We start from the raw sequence: 22953 nt of genomic DNA, 5'->3' as shown, positions 1-22953 counted from the left end.
GAGTCAACCATCGACTCAGTGGTAGAAAAACAAAAATCCCGCTCGCCGGGATTGAAACCATTTGTATCTCCTACAGATCTCTCCGAGGAAACCGTAGAAAAACAAAAATCCCGCTCGCCGGGATTGAAACGAGTAGTTGACCAGATCTTCGGTCTCGATGTTTATGGGTAGAAAAACAAAAATCCCGCTCGCCGGGATTGAAACCCGGTGGTGGGGAGCGCGGTGGGCGTCAACCACAGCGGTAGAAAAACAAAAATCCCGCTCGCCGGGATTGAAACGAGCCGGTGATGACTGCAACCTTGATCATTGGCGCGTAGAAAAACAAAAATCCCGCTCGCCGGGATTGAAACCGCCTTAATCGTAATAGAACCGCGTGAATCGTTGTGGTAGAAAAACAAAAATCCCGCTCGCCGGGATTGAAACCCCGATGAACGGCCGTTCCCCCTACGTCACCTTCCTCGGCGGTAGAAAAACAAAAATCCCGCTCGCCGGGATTGAAACTTCAGCATTTTGCAACTCATGCGGACCGTCCAGGACGGGTAGAAAAACAAAAATCCCGCTCGCCGGGATTGAAACCTGTATGTTCTTCTTCTAAACTTAGTGAAATTAATTCGTAGAAAAACAAAAATCCCGCTCGCCGGGATTGAAACGTTTCGAGATGCCGATAGTCCCTTTCAACCCCTATTGTAGAAAAACAAAAATCCCGCTCGCCGGGATTGAAACGGTTACGCAGTCGGTTCAAAAGTTCCTTGTCAATATCGTAGAAAAACAAAAATCCCGCTCGCCGGGATTGAAACGCTAATGTAGGCACTGTTTGTCCTTCTGGCTCTTCTTCGCTGTAGAAAAACAAAAATCCCGCTCGCCGGGATTGAAACAGGTTTAGCTTTCTTAACAAGGGCTTCTTCGGTTTTCGTAGAAAAACAAAAATCCCGCTCGCCGGGATTGAAACGCATCAACGACGAGCATCATCGCGTAGATAAAGCCGTAGAAAAACAAAAATCCCGCTCGCCGGGATTGAAACCACCAACTCGGCGGTTACGGAGTGGATATACAGGTGTAGAAAAACAAAAATCCCGCTCGCCGGGATTGAAACCCCCGTATCTCTTTTACGTCGCTGCCTGCATTTCCTACGGTAGAAAAACAAAAATCCCGCTCGTCGGGGAGGGATATGATAAAAATAGCTAAGGAGATTTATGGACATCGCAAAGCTAATTAGCCCCTCAGCAACCGAAACGCTCAGCTTAACTGAACTGATTTCAAGATTGCAACAACAAGAGGCAATAGATGCTATATTGCTTGCTGGCAGCACCGGGCAAGAAACGTTCAAACCGTACAGCGACTATGATTTGCTGATTGTGCTAAACGAGATGTCCAAGCCGCCGTCTTTGATAATTACAACAATAAATGGATATTTGACGGAGCTATATTTCTTGACCGCCTCAGACGCAGATCAAATCATTCAGAATCCCCAAACCATCGAAGCCAATACGCTGCATGGCGCGTTTGTCTCTATGATAACAAAGGGCAAAATCGTTCACGACGTCTCTGGGCGGCTGGCCAAACTGCACCAAATTGCCCCCCAAACCCAGTGCGACAGCATCCTTGACCACCAGGTGTATGCTGCTTGGTATTCTGTAACCTACAACCACGCCCAGAACTTGCGCTATTTTCATTCAGGGGATTCGCTTTATTGGGAGGCGTTGCAATGCCGCTTACTCTACTGCATTTCCAACTGCCTGACAGCTTACTTTACCCTGCGGAAGATGCCCTGGCGTGGAGAGAAAGAAGCCATTCGCACCCTGCGTAAGCATGACCCAGACTTTCTTACCCAGTTTCAGGCAACTATCATGGCAGGAGGCATTGAACAGCAGTTCCCCAAATATGAACAACTCGTCGCGCAAACCCTACCCGCCGGAATGCCCCAATGGCCCGCAAGCTACACTGTTGTGCAGCCGCAAGCTGAGTTAACGCCAGAAGACATTAATCAGAGGGTGAAATTGTGGGAAGAATGGGTGAAATCACCTGGCGACCCATAAAGACTTAGGGCCAGCCTAACGTCCGCTTCAGCCGCGTTTTGCATCGGCTGTAAGCTATGTTGGGTGGCTATTGTGCAGTTGATCGTTAAAAACGGCCTTTAATGTGCCCTTTATTGCGAATCCGCCAATCTCGATTTGGGGATAGTGGCAAAAAAAAGCGACAACCGGCCATCATCAGCGACAACCGGTTGCCGTTTTGGGGTAAAAATTATTGTTGGCGGACGTGGATGGTATAGACGCCAGAGGCTTCGCCGTTGTGTGGGTACAACACCGCGTAGTAAGTGCCGCTGCGTGCGGCCGTAAATTCAACGGCCGTATGTACGGTGCCAGACCCATTGGGGGCACACTGTCTGCTTACTTCTGTCACCGTGTTATCGTGTATTGCCAAGAAAAAGCCCGAATAGGTGCGCGAGCTTCCTTCACAACCATAGCGCAAGGTACTTTCGGCAATCCCGCTGTCAATGTCCGAAATTTCTACAATGTAGGTGATGCCTGCCTCAACTTCAAAGCGGTACCAATCTGCGTCGGTGCGCCGGGTGCTGTAAACGGTGCTGGCATTTTCAATGCGGCTTGGCAATGGGTCGCCATCCACAGTGAGTTCATAGCCATTGGCGGCCTGGTTATTGGGTTCAAACGTATCGGCTTCCCAACCAGCCCCTGGTTCGCTATGCCGGGGCAGTACGCGAAGGCTGTAATTGCCAGAGACTGTGCCCTCGTGAGCAGCGACATGCAAAAAATGGTCGCCGCTGGATCCGGCCGTGAAGGCGTAGATGGTATGCACATTGCCTACGCCGTTGGGCGTGCATTGCCGGCCCACTTCATTTTCAGCCGGGTCATAAACAATGAGCCTAAGACCCGCATAGGTGCGGCTGCTGCCTTCGCAGCCGTAGCGGTGTGATTCGAGTGAAAGATTGTTGGCCACGTTATACAGTTCAATAACGTAGGATTGCCCAGCAACGGCCGTAAAACGGTACACATCTACATCCCCACTGTTGGTGCTGTACCGGGATTTCCGCGACTCTAGCACGCTGGTGAGCCCATTTTCATGGCCTGGGGTAATGGCAAAGGCGTTGGCAAGGGTGTTATTGGGTTCATAGGTGCTGCCATCCCACCTGGCAAGCGCATCGTCATATCTGGGCAGAACACGCAAGCTGTAGTCACCAGAAACTTCTGGTGCATGGGCAGCTACCTGGAAGGTGTGGGTGCCATCCACGCCAGCCACAAAAGAAAGCAGGGTATGCACATTGCCACGGCCGTTTGGTATACAAACGCGGTTTACTTCGTTGCCTGCTGGGTCATAAAGGATAATACGCATGCCGGTGTAGGTGCGTGAGCCAGAGCAGTTGTACCGTCGAGAAACGAGGTCAATGTTGTTGGCGACGTTGTACAGTTCGATGACGTAGGTTTGGCCAGCAACGGCCGTAAACTCATACCAATCCACATCTCCAGGATCCCCATCGCTTGCTGCTGCTCGAATGGTTGCCTGCACGGGCGTTTCCACACCAATAGCACTCAATGTTTGTGCGTTTTCCTGGGTATCATTTGGCTCTTCTTCATTAATCGGTTCAACAGTTGCCCCAACTGTTTCAGCGGAAGCTGCGGCTGTGAAGGAGGTGGACAGCGTTGGCTCTTCAGCCACGGTAATTTCTTCGGCGACAACAATTGTCTCTTCTTCAGCATTCAGCCGAATATTTTGTACATCATTGGGGCGAATGGTCAGGCTGCGGTTGGTGGTGATGTAATCATCTGTGGAGACGTTTAGTTCAACATCTAGTTGACCCGTCGGGAAGTCTAGTTCAAACCGGGCTAGCCCAGTGTCGTCCGTTGTGTCGTGGAAAACGTTGCCGTCGGCAATGATCGTAACCCTGGCTCCGTTGAGCGGACGGCCGTCTTCATTATCCACAACATAGGTGATAACCCGCCCCAGGGTTTCATCTTTGCGACTGAGCTGCACATCTTCTCTGCCGCTTACGGTTAATGAAACCTCTTTTTCACTAATTTCATGCTCTGCATGTTTGACAACGAGGCGAGCATTTAGTTGCGCTTCATTTGTGTCAAAGATGGCCACGCCGTTGACATCGCTAATTTGGCTTCTGGGCGGCCCATCATGAAAAATGAGAACTTGGGCATTGTCAATTGGGTTGCTTTCACCGTCAATCACGCGCACGGTAAGCTGAATTTCACCTTCTTCACCTTCTTCAGAGGCTACCTCAAGGCCCGGTTCTGACGATGGCGTAAGCAATGGCAAGATACGGTCGCCAAAGAAGTAAATACCTGCACCGATGATTAACCCGACCACAACAACGCCTGCTGCTCCCCGGAAACGGCCGTAAAAGAAGAACGGGGTACTAATGAGACCCGTAACGCCTACGACTGATGCTAGCACCAACCAAGTCTTATCTTCCAAATAGATAAAAATGAGAATCGGAACGACTGCTAACAAGAGGAAAAAGAGGATTGCCAGAGCCAGATTTCGTTTTCGTCTTTTGCTAAATGAAACCATTCAAAAAACTCCTGCGTCAAAAAGGCGGAATATAATTTTGTTTTGTGAAACGGCTGTTACTGGTTTACATGATTGGCCAGAACGCACCGTGAGTATAGATAATTTGATTGCTTTTTTCAATGCTGAAAAAAAGAGCGTGCCTGTTTTAGAGATAGGCACGCTCTTTTGGGAAGGGAAGAGGATTATGGCGAGGTGGGTAGTAAATAAGAATGATGAGGATAAAAGACAAAACCATCTGCTTCTAGCTGAGGATTATGTGACAGGACGTCTACTTTGAATGTTTCCCAGCTCATGCCTGTGCCGCGTCCTTCAACATATTTTTCCCACACGTCCCAGCGGTTGCCATAGTAGCCTGTCATCTGTAGATTCCACGCTTGGTCATTCTTAGGCAGCAGGGTGAACTGGATGTTGGTTTCTGGAGGTGGTAGGGGAACGGCCGTTGCTGCCTCTGCCGCCATGTCTTCTTCACTCTCTACCTCTGGTTTAATCACCAACATGCCATCCTGGAAGATAAGATTGCCTCGCTGGTGCGTGTCTGGCAGTTCATCCAGCGGCATGGGCAGCACCACCACAGCGTATTCTGCCTGTTTAGAGGGCACATGGAATCGCCGAAAATCGGACGGCTGCAGGTCTCCTTCCCAGGTACCCAGATATTTATTGCCAACGACGCCTGGGATCGTGTGCATTTCCACAAGGGTTCCAGATGGATAGTAATAAAATCCGTGGCTTTCTGACAATTTGTAGGCATTGGGAATTCTTAGTTCAAAGACGCCATCCATCGGGCCTTCATTAGAGAAGGCGCTCTCTCGCAAACCCGTTGTGGTACGGGTAACCTCCTCCCCGTGTTTAAACAGCACGACGACGCAATTATTGAGCCAACGGCCGTTTTCATCCTCAACTTGCCCAGCAAAAACCAACTGATCGGGATCAGTTAATGCCTCATCCACTTCTTCGCCAACCACGGCCAGGGTTTGACTAAAGGTTTCCGGCCCCACATCGGAGCAGGCCGTTGCGCCAACAAGCAGACTACCAATGAGCAAAACAAATAAAGTAAGGGAGAAAAATTTGATGAAGCCAGACATACGAATCCTCCAATGAATACGGCCGTTTGGAGAACTTCGGCCGTAAACAACTGAGCCGAGAGAAGTTGTCCTAGGAAAACGCGACTTTTCGAACAGTGACAGCATACCTCTGAAGCAACCCAGCGGCATGACAACGGGCTAATAGGCCTCTAACAAAGATGTAACAATAAACGATGTGGTTTGGAAAAATCAGGTGTGGGTCAGAAAGTTAACGGGGTAGGTAGTAGCTGTGGCCAGCGCAGGTTTGGCACAGGATACGGCCGTTCCCATCCACTACTTCCCGCTCATTCATAATCTCTTCGCCGCACTGTTGGCACAGCGCGCGTTTGTCTGGCTGGCTAAGGATGGTGGCCAGCGGTTGCCGTAGGGTTACCGCTTGCACAGCTACCAATTGCTCATCAGGAATGCGCTGGTAGCCAATGAGATATTGGTGCCAGCGATCCGGTTGGTTGGGGGCGTATTGTTGGGCGAGCGTGCGAGAAACGGCCGTTGGCGCAACGCGCACTGCCTGGCCTGTGTGAGTATCCACCAGAGTTGCCGCCACCTTGCCGTAATCTTCCACGCGCAGCGTGCGCCGCCCCACAAATGAATTTGTCGCTACGGCAATGCCGTCGGCCCCGCAGCCATCTGTTTCCACGATGGTGAGCAGCCGCTTGTTATTGTTGCAAAATGGTGTGGTGGCCTTTGGCGTGAGCAGCCCCAGGGTGATGAGGCCGCACAGTCCCAGGCGTACGCCCAGCACTTGCCGGGGGCATAAGTGGTGGTGGCGCTTGGCGGTTTGGGCTAAAAGTTGGGGGAGCAGGGGGTGTAACGGCCGTTCTAGTTCAGTTTTGGTGGGTGAGTTAGGAGAAAAAATTGGGGTCATTGTAATTCTGACGCACTCAAGTGCGTGAGCACCTGCACGTATGTCGTGGCGTTAAGGATTGCCTTCGTTTAAAGTGTGAACATTGCTAAGTAAACAACCAACCACACGGTTTAAATTGGGAACGAAAATGATGATGGCACTCCTACTATTTTTCACATTGAGCATAATAAGTTCTGGTTTTGTTATTTTAGCCGCAATGCTTTCCTCGCGGTTAAGCCAGGATGAAAATTGGACAGAGCGATATGATAACGCAGAAGCCAACGGCAACCAATCGCCGTCGCTCTGTACCCAAAATTGATCATAGAATATACGCATTTTTCGTGTTGTGGCCGGCGTCTCGCCGTGCCACCTAGTCGGCGCGGTCAGGAAACCGGCCGGAGCAGCCGCGTAAGTCCTGCTCATTAACCTGTAAAGCCCTCTGGATAGGAGCCTGTTTTGTTTGAACCCTTTGGGCATTATCACTAAGTCCAGAGGGTTCTTTAAGTGCAGAGGTCCATTTTTATGTTTTATTTGCGACGGCGTAGGCCCAGGTAGAATAGCAAGAGTGCAAAAGCGGCACTGAGCAACCCGCCGGCAACGGCCGTTCTCCTCCCACCACCTTCTTCCTCAACAATCATTGGCGCGCTTTCTGGCTTTTGCAGCATGGAATGCCAGTCGGGGATATTTTCTTTAGATGGCAGGCTATATTTTGCCTGCCATCGTTTTTGGTAAGCGGCCCATTCCTCGGCCCAACGGCCGTCCTCCCATCCTAATTCTGCCTGACAAATTGCCTGAATTTGCCTCTCAAATTTGGCACCCCCTTGCGGCAGCAGCAGCCCCAAGCGCACCCGCCGCAGCAGCAAATCATCCAGATGCACCACGCCTTCGCTTCGCGCCGCCCAGCGCAGCTCCGCCCACAGCACATTGCTGTTAGGGATGTTTACCAACTCGCCCGACTGCGCCACCTTTACCAATTCATCTGCCTCACGGCCGTAGCGGCCAATCAGCCGCTGGCGTGTTGCTTCTGGTAGTGTGGTGGCAGGCAAATCTTCCGTCACCTCATCTAATGCGGGCGCATCCTCATCAATTTTGGGCATGTCGGGCAGGGCTTCTCGCGCCGCTTTCAGGGCATCGAGGGCGATGAGGCGGAAGGTGGTGAGCTTGCCGCCCGTGACGGTGAGCAGCCCATTTTCTGTCCACACCACATGGTCGCGGGATTCAGCCGACGGGTCTGCCTTGCCCGTGTTGATGACGGGGCGCACGCCTGCATAGGTGGCCAATACATCGTCCAAAGTGAGCGCCAACGACGGGTAGCGGGATTCCACAGCGACCATCAAATAGGCCACTTCGCCAGGGGTGATGTGGGGTTCGTGACTCAAATCCTCGCTGTGATCCACGTCAGTGGTGCCTACCAGCGTCACGCCGTCCCAGGGAAAAATGAAGACAAAACGGCCGTCCAGCGGATGGTTAAACGAGACAGCTTGGGCAATGGGAAAGCGCCACTGCGGGAAGATGAGATGGCTGCCGCGCAACGGCCGTAACTTTGGTTCCCGATCTGCTTTTTGCCGCAAATCATCTGCCCACGCCCCGGTGGCGTTAATAACGATTTTGGCGCGTACTTCCTTTTTGCGGTGCGTTTCCCGATCTTGTAGGATGGCTCCCACAACCTGCCCCTCTTCCCGAATGAGATCGGCGGCGGCAGTGTAGTTTACGGCCGTACCGCCCGCATTCACCGCCTCGCGCAATACCCGCAGCACCAGCCGGGCATCATCTGTTTGGGCATCAAAATAGTGGAAAGCCCCTGCCAAATCCTGCACATTCAGGCGCGGTGCCAGCATCCAAACGTCCTGCGGACTGTAGTAGCGATGGCTCCATTGCAGCGCCACCAAATCGTAAAATGAAAGTCCGGCGCGAACCAGCCATTTTTCACGCAGTTGGCCGCTTCCTTTCTCGTTGGCCAGCAAAAAACCCAGCGGGTCTACTAATCCCGGTGCAGATTCTTGCAGCCGCTGCCGCTCTTGCACGCTGGCCTGCGTCAGCCCAATTTTGCCTTGTTTTAGATAGCGCAGCCCGCCATGCACCAGCTTGGAGCTACGGCTGGAGGTGCCAAAGGCGAAGTCACGCTGCTCCACCAGCAAGGTTTTCAGTCCCAGCCGCGTCGCCTCGCGCAATATCCCCGCGCCGGTAATGCCGCCGCCTACAATTACCATATCCCACGGCTGCTCTAAGTTTTGCCAAATTTCCTCACGCCAATTTTGTTTCCACATAATTTTGTCCGTAGCTGCCGTTTCTTACAGCGAAAAGTGTGCAAGTTACCCGTTCACCCTTTCACCTTGTCACCCCTTCACCTTGTCGCCAAGCGTTCGCAGAACGCAGTCACCTTGTCACCAAAACCCCCGGATTCATTACTCCCGCCGGATCAAACTGCCGGGTCATCGCTTCGATGGTGGCAATGCCCAGGCTGCCTTTTTCTGCTTCCAGGTAAGGGGCGTGGTCTCTGCCCACGCCGTGTTGATGGCTAATGGTGCCGCCGTGCCGCACGATTGCTTGGCTTGCGGCCGTTTTCATAGCGGTCCATCTGGCTAAATTTGCGTCATGATCGGGTGAGAGCCGGAAGAGGTAGGTAGTGTAAATGCTGCAACCCGAAGCATACATGTGCGACAGATGGGTAAAGACGTGCAGCCGCTCGTCAAATTGGGTCATTGCGGTTTTGAGGCTGTTTTCGATGTCGTCGAGAGTGGCGTCTACCTGGTTCCAGGTAACGGCCGTTTCCAACGTATCGACCCCATACCCCATATTCCACAGTTCATTCCGCATGTACGGCGTGCGGAACCGCCCTTTTTGCCACTGGTTGCCAAACTGCTGCCCCACATGAATGCCGCCCTGCTCCTTGGCAATGTCCACCGCTTCACTCCGTGCGGTGTTGACGATGTGTCGGTTCCCACTAAACCCGATCAGCAACATCGATTTGTTCTCATCCACACCGCGCAGGCTGAGAAGTCGTTCCAGCGTGCCGATGAGGAGTTCGTGTCCGGCCAGCTTGAGCGTGGTTTCCGTCTCGACGCCCGTGCTGAGGCGCAGCATGGAGAGGGGGAGGTCGGCCTGGAGCATTTGGCGAACGGCCGTTTTGCCAGCCTCAAAATCCGGGAAAAAGATGGCGTTAAACGATTCCCTCTCCGGCAGCGGCGAAATGCGAACGGTGGCTTCGGTGATGATGCCCAATCGCCCCTCAGAGCCGAGGATGAGCTGGCGCAAATCTGGCCCGGCGGCAGAGGCGGGCAGCGGCGGCATGATGAGGTCGCCTGCCGGAGCCAGTAGCTTGCCCCCCGCGAAAAGGTCTTCGATACGGCCGTATCCACGCGATTGCTGCCCGCTGGAGCGCGTAGCCACCCAGCCCCCCAGGGTGGAATATTCAAACGATTGGGGGAAGTGTCCCAGCGTGTACCCTTTGGCTCGCAGCTGCGCTTCCATCTCTGGCCCGGCCACGCCCGCGCCGAAAGTGGCTAGCTGGCAAGTTCTGTCCAGCGATGTCATGCGGCTGAGTCGCTGCAAATTCACAGTGAGCACAGGAAGTTCGCCTGATTCCGGGTTGATGTGCCCGGCGACGGAGGTGCCGCCGCCGTAGGGAATTAGCTTCAGGTCGTGGCTGCGTGCCAGTTGCAGCAGCGTTAGCACGTCGGCTTCGCTGTGGGGGAAGGCAACGCCATCGGGGAAGGTGCCAATTTGCCCACCGCGTAACGCCACCCAATCTGGAAAGCTCTGGCCCCTGGCGTGCTTGAGCCGCGTTTCCGCATCAGTTTGGATGAGCGGGTGGGTGGGCAGGCGGCTGGCTGGCACGGTGGCGACGACGTCGGCCAGGGTAGCATCTTGCGGCAGTGTGGCTTCGCCGACAAGTTCAACCAGAAATTCACCTGCTTTTTCAGGGAGAGGGTGAGATACGGCCGTATCTCCCCAACCGTTCCATCGTTTCATAGCTGCCATCCTTTAATTTGCACTTTTCTGAATGATAGGCCAGATGCAGGTTAGTTGTCCAGAAAGCGACAATAATTTCTCCAATAATTATTCGAGGGCTTTTCAGCAATCACAATTATGGGATGCGGACTAGTGCGGATGACGCGGAAAATTACTTGCGATCCTTACAACAAGCTCAGGGCAAGTCTGCGCTCGTCCGCGTCCCATTGGCGAGAAATGCGGACTCTGGTGGATGTGAATTTGCGCCGAGGCGTGATTTTTGTGAAAATGCACCATGCAGCCAATTGGTTACCCGGTTAATCACGCGCTGTTGCAGCGCTACTGGCAAAACTTTATGGCGATGGGGTCGGTAACGGCCGTTCCTGGGGCAGAACCAGACGTCACCATTATCCAATCGTGGCAACGCTGCGCCCCGCTGGCTGACCCCACCAACCTACCCAATCCCCCGGTGCTGCGCTCCCCTGTTTTGCAATCTTTACTCAAATCTCAGCAGGAAATTATTACCGTCTCTATTCCTTTCATGGAAGATATGCACCAATACATTGAAGGCTCTGGAGCCGCCATTTTGTTGGCAGATGGCACTGGCTGTGTGCTGGCGTTGTGTGGAGATTCGATTGCCCAAGAGCGCGTAAACGCACGACATTTGGGGGTTGGCTCTTACTGGTCAGAGCCATATTTGGGGACCAACGCCTTTGGTGTTTCTTTGGTGGCGGCAATGCCCGTGCAGGTGGTGGGGGCCGAGCATTACTTCCAAACGTTCCACAAATTTACCAGTACGGCCGCACCGATTCATGACGTAAACGGCCGTATCCTTGGGGTCATCGGGGTGGTAAACAGCGCAGAAGATGCCACCTCGCACACCCTCTCGTTGGTGATGGCCGTAGCGCGGGCCATTGCCAACCAGCTTCAAGCAGAGCTATATTTGGAAGAAGCAAACCGCCGTCTAACTGAGCTGAACACCATTATGGAGTCAATTTCGGAAGGGATGCTCACCTGGAACAGTAATGGCAAAATCAATCACGTCAACTCCCAGGCAGGGCGACTGCTCAATTTGTCGCCTGCCTCGGTGTTGGGGTTGCCGCTGAAGGAGGTGCTGAATTTGCCAGAAGTTTTGGCCTCGGCGCTGCGGGATAACCAGAATTTAGACGACACTGAAGTGACGCTGGTTGTTTCCCTTACGGGTGAGCATTTGCAAACGGTGGCGACGCTGCGGGTGGTGTGGGAATACGGCCGTCCGGTTGGCTATATGTTGATGTTACGGCCGTTGGCACAGGTGCGCCGTCTGGTTAACCAGCAAGTGGGCAGCCAAGCAATGCTCAAGCTGGAAGATATTTTTGCAGAATCGGCCGTGATGCGCCCGGTTACGCGGCAAGCCCGCATTGCGGCGCGTGGTACGGCCCCCGTGCTGCTAAATGGCGAAGGGGGCGTGGGCAAAAATCATCTGGCGCGTGCCATCCACAACGACAGCGAACGCGCCGACAAACCGTTCATCTCTATCAACTGCCGGGCCATCCCGCGTGAACTAATCATCAGCGAATTTTTGGGGCATGAGAAGGAGTCTGGCAGAGACGGCCGTCCGAGTAAGTTTGAGCTGGGTCATGAAGGGACGTTACTGCTAGACCAGGTGGAAAGTTTGTCGTTGGAGATGCAGGCTGCACTGCTGCAAGTGGTTGAGACTGGCCACGTCATGCGCCTGGGCAGCACGCGCCCCATTCCTGTGGATGTGCGGGTGGTGGCGGCGACCTCTGCAAATATGAAAACGGCCGTTGCTGAAGGAACGTTCCTCTCCCATCTTTATTATCGTTTTTCAGTTTTCAACATCACCATTCCTCCGCTGCGCGAGCGCCAGGAGGATATTTTGCTTTTGGCCAAGCGACTGTTGGCGCGTTCGGCGCGGCGGCACGGGCAGCATTTGGTGCTGGATGATGAGGCGGCGGCCATTTTGCGGCGGTATCCGTGGCCGGGCAACGTGCGGGAGCTAGAAATGGTGCTGGAGCGAGCTGCCTACCAAAGTAGCGACCACATGATTAAGCTGATGGATTTGCCCGAAAATGTGCGAAGCGGCCGTGTCGTTATGGGGCGAGGGCCAGAGCCGCTGCCAGTGCTTTCCGCTGCGGAGGCGGAGCGCGAGGCAATTATTCGGGCGGGGTGGGCCTGCCGGGGGCGTGTGTCTAAAATGGCGCAGGAGCTAGAGATTGGCCGCACCACGCTGTGGCGCAAGATGAAGCTGCACCAAATTGACCCGGCGCGTTTTCGGAACGGCCGTTAAACGCCCGATTGTTTCAGTATGAAACGATATTAGCCAAAACGCGTTTCATTGTGAAACAAAAACCACCATTTTCTTGAACCTCTCACCGATTTCCTCGTATAGTACCAGGGTGTTGTACAACTTACACAAATAAATAGAACTTCACATTGTAGTCACTGCCCAACAAATTTTAAATTGAATAATTGAAGCGGGAAACGGCCGTTTGGTCTGTTGCCATTTGTTGGTAGAAATGAAGACAAAGGAGGTGATATTACTCGGCAAGTTAACATAAATATCCGTTTTGTTAGCCCCATGAAGAAATAACTCCCCTGCATTTTTTCGGGCACGGTCAAGGTGGTTGCCCAACCAACTAGGCCAATCATATTAAGGGAAATTAGGAAGAAGTTAAATCAGCAAATCGAAAATGGATCGGCCATAAAAATAGCGATCTTTAGGCGTATTTGCGCTTGCAAAAGTGCAGCAACTTCAATTTTTGTGAAGTTGGTTTGCTTTTGCCATTTTAAGGAGAGGATAAATGAGTCCGTTTTTAGGTGAACTACTTGGCACAATGATTTTGATTATTTTAGGCGACGGCGTTGTGGCCAATGTTCTTTTGGCAAAATCAAAAGGTGAAAATGCAGGCTGGATGGTTATCACCTCTGGCTGGGCGTTTGCAGTAATGGCTGGCGTATTTACCGCTATCGCGTTTGGTAGCGATGCAGCCCACATTAACCCTGCCGTAACGATTGGGTTTGCCGTTCGGGATGGCGATTGGAGTAACGTAGCACCATTTATTGTTGCTCAGCTCATTGGTGCCTTCATCGGTGCAGTTATTGTCTGGTTGGCTTATTTGGGCCACTGGAAAGAGACAAGCGATCCGGGTCTCAAACTTGCCGTTTTCTCAACTGGACCGGCTATTCGCAACACAACCTCCAACATTATTACCGAGGTTATTGGCACGTTTGTACTGCTGTTTGGCGTCCATGCAATTTTTGCTGGGGGTGTAAGCGATGCGCTTGGCCCGTTCCTGGTTGGTGCCTTGGTTTGGGGCATTGGTCTTTCATTAGGCGGCCCAACTGGTTACGCTATCAACCCCGCCCGCGATTTAGGACCACGTATTGCTCACTTCTTATTGCCAATTGCTGGCAAAGGCGACTCTGATTGGGGTTATGCCTGGATTCCTGTGGTAGCACCAATCGTTGGTGGTATTTTAGCAGGCGTTGTCCTCTTATTGTTCTAAAATCAAATCGAATCACCTCCGCTAACCGCTGGCCCGGCAAACAGTATTCGATTTGCCGGGTCAGTCATACAACCCTAACACACGGAATGCTGTTTTGCCGTCGGCAAAATAATTGAAAACTTTAGAAGACCTATAAGCGAACTGGATGTTAGTTTGGTTGTGTTTGTCTCGAACCAAACTTCAATTCCCAGGGCGTAACAATAAAGGAGCCTTTTCATGAAAAAATTGATTAATGGCGTAGAAGATGTTGTCAGAGAGCAGCTTGAAGGTATGGCTTTGGCTCATGCTGATGCGTTGAAAGTTAATTATGATCCATATTTTGTGGTGCGTGCCGATGCGCCGGTTGAAGGTAAAGTTGCGCTGGTTTCTGGTGGTGGCAGTGGTCATGAACCGATGCACGGTGGCTTTGTGGGCATGGGTATGCTAGACGGGGCTTGCCCTGGCGAAGTATTCACGTCTCCAACGCCAGACCAAATGTATGAATGTGCCAAAGCGGTTGATGGTGGCGCTGGCGTACTTTTCCTGGTTAAGAATTACACAGGTGATGTGCTCAATTTTGAAACGGCCGCAGAGCTGGCCTACGCTGAAGGCATCAAGGTGCAATCTATATTGATTGATGATGATGCGGCTGTAAAAGATAGTTTGTACACAGCCGGTCGGCGCGGGGTGGGCACCACGGTTATTGTTGAGAAAGTCGTGGGCGCAGCAGCAGAAGCTGGCTACAGTTTGGATCAATGTGCAGATTTGGCACGGAAAGTGAACATGTACGGCCGTTCCATTGGTATGGCTCTCACGTCTTGCATCGTGCCTGCGGCTGGCAAACCAACCTTTGATCTGGGCGACGGCGAATTTGAGTTTGGCATTGGTATTCATGGTGAACCAGGCCGTAAGCGGCTGCCGATGAAGTCGGTAGATGAAATTACGGCGATGATGGCCGCGGCCGTTTTGGACGACGAAGCATACACCCGCACCGTCCGTGAATGGGACAATGAAGAAGGCACCTGGGTAGACAAAGAGTTGACCGACGCTCCATTTGCATCCGGCGACTCTGTCATTGCCTTTGTTAACAGCATGGGTGGCACGCCCGTCTCTGAACTGTATGCCGTGTACCGCAAGCTGGCTGCCGAGTGTGAGGCCCGCGGTGTCACCATTGCTCGCAACCTCATTGGCCCCTACATCACCTCGCTGGAGATGCAGGGCTGCTCAATTACCCTCGTAAAAACCGACGACGAAATCTTGAAGTTCTGGGATGCCGCCGTGAATACCCCTGGCCTGCGCTGGGGCGCGTAGAGCAGGTGAACGGTAATCGGTGAGCGGTAATCGGATTACAGATAACCGATTACCGCTTACCGAAAAAGAAGGACCACATGATAACCAAAGACCAGATAGTACGGTGGCTGGAAAAAACAGCGGCCGTTTTACATGAAAACAAAAGTTACCTCACCGATTTAGACTCCGCCATTGGCGATGCTGACCACGGCACTAACATGGATCGCGGCTTTAAAAAGGTGATGGAAAAATTACCCACAGTTTCCGACAAAGATATTGGCAATATTCTCAAAACCACCGGCATGACGTTGATCTCCAGCGTGGGCGGCGCGAGTGGCCCGCTTTATGGCACGTTTTTCATGCGTAGCGGCATGGCTATGGCGTCCAAAGAAGAGTTGAGCAATGAAGATTTGTTCAAACTGCTTCAGGCTGGCGTGGAAGGTGTTGTGCAGCGGGGTCGGCCAAATCTGGAAGACAAAACGATGTACGATGCTTGGGCACCCGCTTTGGAAGCGATGCAGCAGGCGCTATCGGCTGGTGAAGAAACAGTGGCAATTTTAGAAACGGCCGTTGCTGCCGCCGAACAAGGAATGAAAAACACTATTCCCCTGCAAGCCCGCAAAGGCCGCGCTAGCTATCTGGGAGAACGCAGCATTGGGCATCAGGACCCCGGTGCAACATCATCTTACCTGATGCTCAACGCCCTGCTCGAAACTGTCAAAGAATAATCTGTAAAATCCGCAAATGCTGCGGATTATTTTTGTAGGAAGGAGTTAATATGTCGAAATATGTAGCAGCAATTGACCAGGGTACGACCAGCACCCGTTGTATGGTTTTTAATCACAGTGGCGAATCTGTAGCGATTCACCAAATGGAACACGAGCAAATTTTCCCCAAGCCAGGCTGGGTGGAACATGACCCCATGGAAATTTGGGCACGCACTGAAGATGTGATCAAAGGTGCTTTGGATCGTGCAGGCATCACGGCTAAAGATTTGGCCGCCGTTGGTATTACCAACCAACGCGAGACCACCGTTGTTTGGGACAAAAATACAGGGAAACCATACCACAACGCCGTTGTGTGGATGGACACCCGCAATGATAAAGTTGTTGCAGAGATGGCTAAAGATGGCGGGCAAGACCGCTTCCGTCCGCAGGTAGGGTTGCCGTTGGCCACCTACTTCTCTGGCCTCAAGGTGAAATGGCTGCTCGATAACGTGCCAGAAATCCGCGCTGCTGCGGACGCTGGCGACGCCCTATTTGGCAACATAGACACCTGGGTTATTTGGAACCTGACTGGTGGCCCTAACGGGGGCGCACACGTAACCGACGTTACCAATGCTAGCCGTACCATGCTCATGAACCTGGACACGCTTAGCTGGAATGCTGACATTGCTGACGCAATGGGCATCCCTATGAGCATGTTGCCCACAATCAAATCTTCTTCCGAAATTTACGGCTATACGTTGGAAGATGGCCCGTTTGGCGGACGCATTCCGGTCGCAGGTGACTTGGGTGACCAGCAAGCGGCTACCGTTGGGCAAGCATGCTTCAGCCCTGGCGAAGCCAAAAACACCTACGGCACCGGTTGCTTCATGATTTTGAATACTGGTACCGAACCCGTGCCATCCAACAACGGTTTGCTGACGACCCTGTGTTACAAGTTTGGTGACCAACCGGCCGTTTACGCCCTGGAAGGATCCATCGCCATCACGGGTGCGTTGGTACAGTGGCTGCGCGACAACTTGAAGATGATCAAATCGGCCCCAGAGGTTGAGGAGCTAGCCAAGACGGTAGACGACAACGGCGGCATCTACTTTGTACCTGCCTTCTCCGGCTTGTACGCACCGTACTGGAAGGATGATGCCCGTGGCGTGATTGCTGGTTTAACCCGTTACGTGAACCGTGGACACTTTGGCCGGGCTACACTGGAAGCCACGGCTTACCAAACCCGCGAGGTTCTGGATGCAATGAATGCAGATTCCGGTGTTGATCTGACGGCCTTGAAGGTGGATGGCGGTATGGTCTTCAACAATTTGCTGATGCAGTTCCAGGCAGATGTGTTGGGCGTACCGGTGATTCGGCCTAAGGTTGCAGAGACGACGGCTCTGGGTGCTGCTTACGCTGCTGGTTTGGCTGTTGGCTTCTGGAAGAACACGGATGAGATGCGCGAGAATTGGGGCGTAGACAAGACGTGGGAACCGAACACAGACAGCAACGCCAGCACGGATCTGTACCGGATGTGGAAGAAAGCAGTTACGCGTACCTTTGATTGGGTTGAGTAAGTTGCTTTTTGTTTTTGAATAGAGAGGTTCTCGACGGCCGTTTTTACCGTCGAGAACCTTTTTTTGCACCCAAAGAAAGTGTGTGGGGATGGTTGGATTAGTCGTTGTTTCTCATAGTGCTACCCTGGCGCAAGGGGTTCGTGAATTAGCAGATCAGATGGTTCAAGGGCAAGTGCAAATTGCAGTTGCTGGTGGTATTGATGATCCAGAGCAGCCCATCGGCACAGACCCGATGAAGGTGATGGCCGCCATTGAATCCGTTTTTAGCGATGATGGCGTGTTGGTGCTGATGGATTTGGGCAGTGCTTTGCTCAGTGCCGAAATGGCGCTGGAATTTTTGCCCGAAGAACAGCAGGCAAAGGTTGTGCTGTGCGCTGCCCCGCTGGTGGAGGGTACGATGGCAGCGGCTGTTCAGGCGATGGTGGGGGGCAATCTGACCCGGGTAAAAGCCGAGGCGGAAGGGGCCTTGACCGTGAAGGTAACGCAGCTCAATTTGCCTGCGCCAGAAATCATTAACGTACCAGTGGCGCAATCAACAGTGGAGAATAGTGAGGAAACGCACGAAATTCGCTTGGAAGTTGGCAACAAAATGGGGCTTCACGCTCGGCCCGCTGCCAATTTTGTGCGTACGGCTAACCAATTTCAGTCGGAAATTAGGGTGAGGAAAGGAGAAAAATCGGCCAATGCCAAGAGCATTAACCAAGTGGCAACGTTGGGGGTGCGGCATGGGGAAACGATCCTGATTACGGCCGTTGGCGCAGACAGTCATGCCGCCATTGAAGCAATTAAACAGTTAGCCGCCGAGAATTTTGGGGAAAATGAGCAGGTAACGGAGCCGGAAGTGACGGAAATGGCCGTTCTACCAACATCAAAAGAAGGCCAATTGCAAGGCATTGCTGCCTCACCGGGGATTGCCATCGGGCCAGTGCTGCAATATCGCCCTAAGTTGCCCACCATTGTGCGGGAGACGGGCAAAGATAGCAGGGCGGCGTGGCAGCAGCTGCAAACGGCCGTTCAAACGGCCGTTACAGAATTGAATGCGATCCAGCAGCAAACAGAACAGCAGGTTGGTTCCGAAGAAGCCGCCATTTTCGAGGCGCACCAGCTCATTTTGCAGGACCCAGATTTGCAAACGGCCGTTCAAACTATCCTGGAAACCGAGCAAATAAACGCCGAAGCCGCCTGGCATGAAACCATCGAAGAAACTGCCGAAAAGTTTGCCGCAATGGACGATCCATACTTCCAGGCGCGGGCGGCGGATGTGCTGGATGTGGGGAATCGCGTTTTGCGTCACTTGTTGGGGGTTCAGATGCCGTCGCTGGAGGCGGAACGGCCGTACGTTTTGGTCGCTGCTGATTTAACGCCATCTGACACGGCGCAGCTAGACCCGGCGCGGGTGCTGGCTATTTGCACAGAGCTGGGTGGGGCGACGGCCCACAGCGCCATTTTGGCGCGTGCCTTGGGGATTCCAGCGGTGGTTGGTGCAGGCCACGCGCTGGCGGATATTGATGAAGGGCAAATGGTGGGGATAGACGGCCGTACCGGGCAAATCTGGCTTACCCCTGACGACGAACAAATTGGCGAGCTGCAAGCCGCGCGTGACGACTGGCAGGCGGCACAGCAGGTAGCCAAAGCGGCCAGCCAGGCCATCGCCCATACTGCCGACGACGTGCGGATTGAGGTAGCGGCCAACATTGGCGGGCCGCACGATGTGGACGTAGCTCTGAGCTTCGGAGCCGAGGGCGTGGGGCTGTTCCGCACCGAATTTCTCTTTCTGGATCGGCAAGAAGCGCCGAGCGAGGTGGAGCAGCTGGCAGCGTACCGGCAGGCGGTGGCCGGACTGGGCGCTCGTCCACTCATCATTCGCACATTAGACGTGGGCGGGGACAAGCCGCTGCCTTATTTAGATTTAGGCGAGGAAGAGAATCCATTTTTAGGCTGGCGGGGGATTCGTTTTTGCCTGGACAAGCCGGAAATTTTCCTGCCGCAGCTGCGGGCCATTTTGCAGGCCAGCGTGCGGGAAGATGGCACTTCGGCCAACGTGAAGCTGATGTTCCCCATGATTGGCACGCTGGCGGAGCTGCGCCGCGCCAAAGCGATGCTGCAAACCGCCCGTGAGCAGCTCCAGGCGGAGGGAAAATTGTTTGCGGCAGATTTGGCCGTGGGTATCATGATTGAGTTACCTTCGGCGGTTGCCGTGGCGGATGCGCTGGCGGCAGAGGTGGACTTTTTTAGCATTGGCACGAATGATCTAACACAGTACGTAATGGCCGCCGACCGGGGCAACGCCAACGTGGCGGAGCTGGCCCAGGCGTTTCAACCGGCCGTGCTAAGAATGATTCGGCAAACGGCCGTTGCTGCCAAGCAGGCCAATATCTGGGTGGGGATGTGCGGGGAACTGGCGGGCAATCCGCTGGCGACGCCACTGCTGCTGGGTCTGGGCCTGACGGAGCTGAGCATGGCTGCGCCATCCATCCCGGCGGTCAAAGCTGCGCTCCGCAACTGGACAGTGCCGGAGGCGGAAGCGTTGGCGGTTGAGGTGCTGGGGTTGGATTCGGTAACGGCCGTTCAATCCCACCTGGAAGCGGCACAAAAATAAGAACTCACGCGCTCGGGCCGCTTTTCAGTCCCGAAGGGCTGCTCTCCTGACCGTGCCCGCTAGGTGGCACGGCGAGACGCCGGCCACAGCCAGAGCAGCTTTTTCTGAATTAGACACGGACATGTGCTGAGCTTGTCGAAGGATAAACACAGATTCACACTGATTTTGATGAGATTGGTGTGAATCTGTGTTATGTATTGGGGGAAAGTCAAAGAGTAGGACAAAGTTATGACAAAAACTAAACCAACTATAACGAAATTCCGATGGCATGAAAAGTATTTGGCTATTGATTGGTCCATTATGATGTGGGCTTTTGTTATAACTTCGTTGGATGGTGGGGCAAAAATTCTCAATCCTAGCGAGGAAGCTGGTAAACCGGGCATACAAGCTGCTATTTCCTTTGGAAAGATTCGTGGGTTTGTATTGCGGGAAGATTCAGACACGGGTTATGCAGAAGTTATGCTTCTAGTAAAGTTTGAATCTGGCGAATTGTGCCTTGGCTTAACAAAACAAGTCGAAGAGGCACAAAAGTGGGTAATTGACGCCAATCAGCTTCTACAAAATGTACAAATGGGAAAGTCAAACTTTGATTGATGGAACCAATTGACACGCAAAAGGTGCGTCGCACCTTTTGGGGGAAGCTAATCGGTGGGGCATCAATATCTGGAAGCAAAAAAAGCCAAATTTTACGAATTTACAAAAAGTTCTTCACAATTTCTGAACATCTTATTGCTAATCTGGGTTTGTCAGCGAACGAGATGCTGAAATTGACAAAGAAAAATATTGTAACGTTCGGAGGTAAACTAATGAACAAAAGTAGATTTGTAAAGTTTGGTGGTATTTTGATTGTACTGTTGGCTTTAGCCGCATTGGTGGGTAGCTCACTCACCTTTGCCCAGGATGAGCCAGATACAGACGACACGGTGACCACCCCGGAAGACAGTAGTGACAATGAAGAAGCGCGTCCAAACGGCCGTTTCGGACACCATGGCCCGCGCGGTTTGAAAGGTCACATTGACCGGGAAGAAGCCCAAGCGTTGCTGGCTGAGGAGCTCGGCGTGACGGTAGAAGATTTGGAAGCCGCCCATGACGCTGCCAAAGAAGCCGCTGAAGCCGAAGACGGCCGTCCTGACCGTGACGAGATGAAAGCCCTCATCGCCGCAGAACTGGGCATAACGGTAGATGAGCTGGAAGCTGCCCGCGATGCCGTGATGGAAACGATGCTGGCGCAGCTGGTGGAAGATGGCGTCATCACCCAGGAAGAGCTGGATGAGATGCTGGCGATGCAAGAGCTGCGCGGTCTGGCACAAGAAATCTTTAGCCGCGACGATGCCCAGGCTATCATTGCCGAAGCATTGGGTTTGACGGTGGAAGAACTCACCGCCGCCCGTGAAGACGGCACGCGCCTGCCAGATTTGGCCGAAGAGCAGGGTGTGGATGTGGAAACGTTGATGACGGCCGTATCCGACGCTCGCACCGCTGCCATTGAAGCAGCCGTGGAAGATGGCACCATCACCCAGGAGCAGGCTGACATCCTGTTGAGCCATGAAGGCCCCCGCTTTGGTGGGCGCGCACATGGGCATGGCGGACACGGCGGTCCACGCGGTGGAGGCCCCCGTGGCGGCGGTAATGGTAACGTCAATGACTCTGACTTAGACGCTTAATTTCTTCTTATAATGTAATTGAGTAATTGGGTAATTGCCTAATTACTCAATTACCCATTTTGTCTTGCGTGTCATCCTGCACTCCCCACAGGATGACACGCTTTTTGCCTTAGGGTATAGTTTGAAAAAGGTGACAGTCACGGGCGCAACGATTGACCCTTTTGCTGCATCTGCCGCCCGTGACTGTCACCTAGCTACTAACTATCGAGGCTAGGATATGTCTTCAATTGTCATCGCTGCGTTTTATAAATTTGTGGAACTGCCAGACTACCGTGAACGGCAACGGCCGTTGCGTGACTTCTGTATCTCTCAAGAGGTAAAAGGCTCTATTTTGCTCGCAACGGAGGGAATCAATGGCACCGTTGCTGGCAGCCGCCAGGGAATTGATGCGGTGCTGGCTCACCTGCGCCAAGATACGGCTTTTGCCAATCTCACCCACAAAGAATCCCACGCGGATTTTATGCCCTTCGCCCGAATGAAGGTGCGGCTGAAGCGGGAAATTGTCAACCTCGGTAGACCAGACCTCACCCCCAACAAGCAGGTGGGCGAGTACGTTTCCGCCGACGCGTGGAACACGCTTATCAGCGACCCAAACGTGATTTTGGTAGATACGCGCAACGATTTTGAGGTGGAACTCGGTACGTTCAAAGGGGCAATTAACCCGAAAACGGCCGCATTCAACCAGTTCCCCGAATTTGTAGAAAAGCACCTCGACCCCAGCCGCCACAAAAAGGTGGCCATGTTTTGCACCGGCGGCATCCGCTGCGAAAAAGCAACTGCCTACATGCTGCAGCAAGGGTTCGAGGAGGTATATCATCTCAAAGATGGCATCCTGAAATATTTGGAACAAATATCGCCAGAGGAAAGCCTGTGGGAAGGCAACTGCTTTGTCTTCGATGATCGGGTAACGGTGGATCACCGTTTGCAGCCGACGCCTGTTGAGCTTTGCCCGATGTGCAAAACGGCCGTTCAGCCACACCACCGCACGTCACCCAAGTACGAACTGGGCGTTTCCTGCCCCACTTGTGCAGATGAATTGACCTTTGACCAAATTCAACGCGCCCGCGAAAAGCAGCGGCAATTACAACTCACCGCCGCCGCGATACGCGAGTGAATATCCGCGGATTTCACAGTGATACTGAGTCGTGTCATGCCCGCGAAGGCGGGCATGACATTTGTCTACTGAGACTATCTGTTTAGACGGACTGAGTG

Annotated in this window: 16 protein-coding genes and 1 CRISPR repeat array (1 of these 17 cut by a window edge); of the genes, 11 read left to right on the top strand and 5 right to left on the bottom strand. The window is 53.1% G+C overall.

What is annotated here, in order from left to right; translation table 11 throughout:
* Positions 1-1169: direct repeats of the CRISPR family, unit length 37 nt; unit sequence GTAGAAAAACAAAAATCCCGCTCGCCGGGATTGAAAC (it extends 2544 nt beyond the left edge of the window).
* A 24-nt stretch (positions 1170-1193) separates the two neighbouring features.
* Positions 1194-2036 carry a nucleotidyltransferase domain-containing protein gene (locus ACOQPM_RS21840; RefSeq protein WP_420632370.1) on the top strand — a complete coding sequence of 281 codons (843 nt, stop codon included), beginning with the start codon at positions 1194-1196 and terminating at the stop codon, positions 2034-2036.
* A 208-nt stretch (positions 2037-2244) separates the two neighbouring features.
* Here the strand turns inward: ACOQPM_RS21840 and ACOQPM_RS21835 are convergent, their stop codons facing one another.
* From ACOQPM_RS21835 to ACOQPM_RS21815, 5 genes are all read right to left on the bottom strand, one after another.
* Positions 2245-4539, bottom strand: coding sequence for a hypothetical protein (locus ACOQPM_RS21835; protein ID WP_420632369.1), 2295 nt, complete (start codon positions 4537-4539; stop codon positions 2245-2247).
* A 182-nt stretch (positions 4540-4721) separates the two neighbouring features.
* Positions 4722-5621, bottom strand: coding sequence for a hypothetical protein (locus ACOQPM_RS21830; RefSeq protein ID WP_420632368.1), 900 nt, complete (start codon positions 5619-5621; stop codon positions 4722-4724).
* A gap of 208 nt (positions 5622-5829) precedes the next feature.
* Positions 5830-6486, bottom strand: a complete 657-nt coding sequence (locus ACOQPM_RS21825) for an FmdE family protein (RefSeq protein ID WP_420632367.1) — start codon at positions 6484-6486, stop codon at positions 5830-5832.
* A gap of 506 nt (positions 6487-6992) precedes the next feature.
* A complete protein-coding gene (locus tag ACOQPM_RS21820) occupies positions 6993-8732 on the bottom strand; it encodes a glycerol-3-phosphate dehydrogenase/oxidase (protein ID WP_420632366.1) in 1740 nt (579 codons plus the stop codon).
* 109 nt (positions 8733-8841) lie between these two features.
* Complete coding sequence (locus tag ACOQPM_RS21815) at positions 8842-10437, bottom strand: FAD-binding oxidoreductase (RefSeq protein ID WP_420632365.1); 1596 nt, start codon at positions 10435-10437, stop codon at positions 8842-8844.
* Positions 10438-10711: 274 nt separating this feature from the next.
* On the opposite strand from ACOQPM_RS21815, the gene dhaR reads away from it, so the two are divergent.
* From dhaR to ACOQPM_RS21765, 10 genes are all read left to right on the top strand, one after another.
* Positions 10712-12706, top strand: coding sequence for a dihydroxyacetone kinase operon transcriptional regulator DhaR (dhaR, locus tag ACOQPM_RS21810; RefSeq protein ID WP_420632364.1), 1995 nt, complete (start codon positions 10712-10714; stop codon positions 12704-12706).
* A 514-nt stretch (positions 12707-13220) separates the two neighbouring features.
* Positions 13221-13925 (top strand): MIP/aquaporin family protein, encoded by a 705-nt coding sequence (locus ACOQPM_RS21805; RefSeq protein ID WP_420632363.1) that lies wholly within the window; start codon positions 13221-13223, stop codon positions 13923-13925.
* A gap of 216 nt (positions 13926-14141) precedes the next feature.
* The gene (gene dhaK, locus ACOQPM_RS21800; RefSeq protein ID WP_420632362.1) at positions 14142-15215 is read left to right on the top strand and encodes a dihydroxyacetone kinase subunit DhaK; all 1074 of its coding nucleotides are present in this window, start codon (positions 14142-14144) and stop codon (positions 15213-15215) included.
* Between the two features lie 77 nt (positions 15216-15292).
* Positions 15293-15922, top strand: a complete 630-nt coding sequence (gene dhaL / locus ACOQPM_RS21795) for a dihydroxyacetone kinase subunit DhaL (protein WP_420632361.1) — start codon at positions 15293-15295, stop codon at positions 15920-15922.
* Between the two features lie 50 nt (positions 15923-15972).
* Positions 15973-17478, top strand: coding sequence for a glycerol kinase GlpK (glpK, locus tag ACOQPM_RS21790; RefSeq protein WP_420632360.1), 1506 nt, complete (start codon positions 15973-15975; stop codon positions 17476-17478).
* An 88-nt stretch (positions 17479-17566) separates the two neighbouring features.
* Positions 17567-20077, top strand: coding sequence for a phosphoenolpyruvate--protein phosphotransferase (ptsP, locus tag ACOQPM_RS21785; protein WP_420632359.1), 2511 nt, complete (start codon positions 17567-17569; stop codon positions 20075-20077).
* A gap of 228 nt (positions 20078-20305) precedes the next feature.
* Positions 20306-20671: a hypothetical protein gene (locus ACOQPM_RS21780; RefSeq protein WP_420632358.1), complete on the top strand. Its 366-nt coding sequence runs from the start codon at positions 20306-20308 to the stop codon at positions 20669-20671.
* Between the two features lie 212 nt (positions 20672-20883).
* On the top strand, positions 20884-21741 hold the full coding sequence (locus ACOQPM_RS21775) for a hypothetical protein (protein WP_420632357.1): 858 nt from the start codon (positions 20884-20886) through the stop codon (positions 21739-21741).
* A gap of 34 nt (positions 21742-21775) precedes the next feature.
* The gene (locus ACOQPM_RS21770) at positions 21776-21955 is read left to right on the top strand and encodes a hypothetical protein (protein WP_420632356.1); all 180 of its coding nucleotides are present in this window, start codon (positions 21776-21778) and stop codon (positions 21953-21955) included.
* 3 nt (positions 21956-21958) lie between these two features.
* The gene (locus tag ACOQPM_RS21765; RefSeq protein WP_420632355.1) at positions 21959-22855 is read left to right on the top strand and encodes a rhodanese-related sulfurtransferase; all 897 of its coding nucleotides are present in this window, start codon (positions 21959-21961) and stop codon (positions 22853-22855) included.
* Positions 22856-22953: the final 98 nt, after the last annotated feature.

Origin of the sequence: Candidatus Leptofilum sp., assembly GCF_965223525.1 — a bacterium.
Taxonomy (GTDB): domain Bacteria; phylum Chloroflexota; class Anaerolineae; order Promineifilales; family Promineifilaceae; genus Leptofilum.
This window is presented reverse-complemented; position numbering and strand designations above follow the sequence as displayed.

What these genes read in the sequence shown, in the direction of transcription:
- ACOQPM_RS21840 (WP_420632370.1), top strand. Translation starts at nt 1,194, where the DNA reads ATGGACATCGCAAAGCTAATTAGCCCCTCAGCAACCGAAACGCTCAGC.
- ACOQPM_RS21835 (WP_420632369.1), bottom strand. Translation starts at nt 4,539, where the DNA reads ATGGTTTCATTTAGCAAAAGACGAAAACGAAATCTGGCTCTGGCAATC.
- ACOQPM_RS21830 (WP_420632368.1), bottom strand. Translation starts at nt 5,621, where the DNA reads ATGTCTGGCTTCATCAAATTTTTCTCCCTTACTTTATTTGTTTTGCTC.
- ACOQPM_RS21825 (WP_420632367.1), bottom strand. Translation starts at nt 6,486, where the DNA reads ATGACCCCAATTTTTTCTCCTAACTCACCCACCAAAACTGAACTAGAA.
- ACOQPM_RS21820 (WP_420632366.1), bottom strand. Translation starts at nt 8,732, where the DNA reads ATGTGGAAACAAAATTGGCGTGAGGAAATTTGGCAAAACTTAGAGCAG.
- ACOQPM_RS21815 (WP_420632365.1), bottom strand. Translation starts at nt 10,437, where the DNA reads ATGAAACGATGGAACGGTTGGGGAGATACGGCCGTATCTCACCCTCTC.
- dhaR (WP_420632364.1), top strand. Translation starts at nt 10,712, where the DNA reads ATGCAGCCAATTGGTTACCCGGTTAATCACGCGCTGTTGCAGCGCTAC.
- ACOQPM_RS21805 (WP_420632363.1), top strand. Translation starts at nt 13,221, where the DNA reads ATGAGTCCGTTTTTAGGTGAACTACTTGGCACAATGATTTTGATTATT.
- dhaK (WP_420632362.1), top strand. Translation starts at nt 14,142, where the DNA reads ATGAAAAAATTGATTAATGGCGTAGAAGATGTTGTCAGAGAGCAGCTT.
- dhaL (WP_420632361.1), top strand. Translation starts at nt 15,293, where the DNA reads ATGATAACCAAAGACCAGATAGTACGGTGGCTGGAAAAAACAGCGGCC.
- glpK (WP_420632360.1), top strand. Translation starts at nt 15,973, where the DNA reads ATGTCGAAATATGTAGCAGCAATTGACCAGGGTACGACCAGCACCCGT.
- ptsP (WP_420632359.1), top strand. Translation starts at nt 17,567, where the DNA reads ATGGTTGGATTAGTCGTTGTTTCTCATAGTGCTACCCTGGCGCAAGGG.
- ACOQPM_RS21780 (WP_420632358.1), top strand. Translation starts at nt 20,306, where the DNA reads ATGACAAAAACTAAACCAACTATAACGAAATTCCGATGGCATGAAAAG.
- ACOQPM_RS21775 (WP_420632357.1), top strand. Translation starts at nt 20,884, where the DNA reads ATGAACAAAAGTAGATTTGTAAAGTTTGGTGGTATTTTGATTGTACTG.
- ACOQPM_RS21765 (WP_420632355.1), top strand. Translation starts at nt 21,959, where the DNA reads ATGTCTTCAATTGTCATCGCTGCGTTTTATAAATTTGTGGAACTGCCA.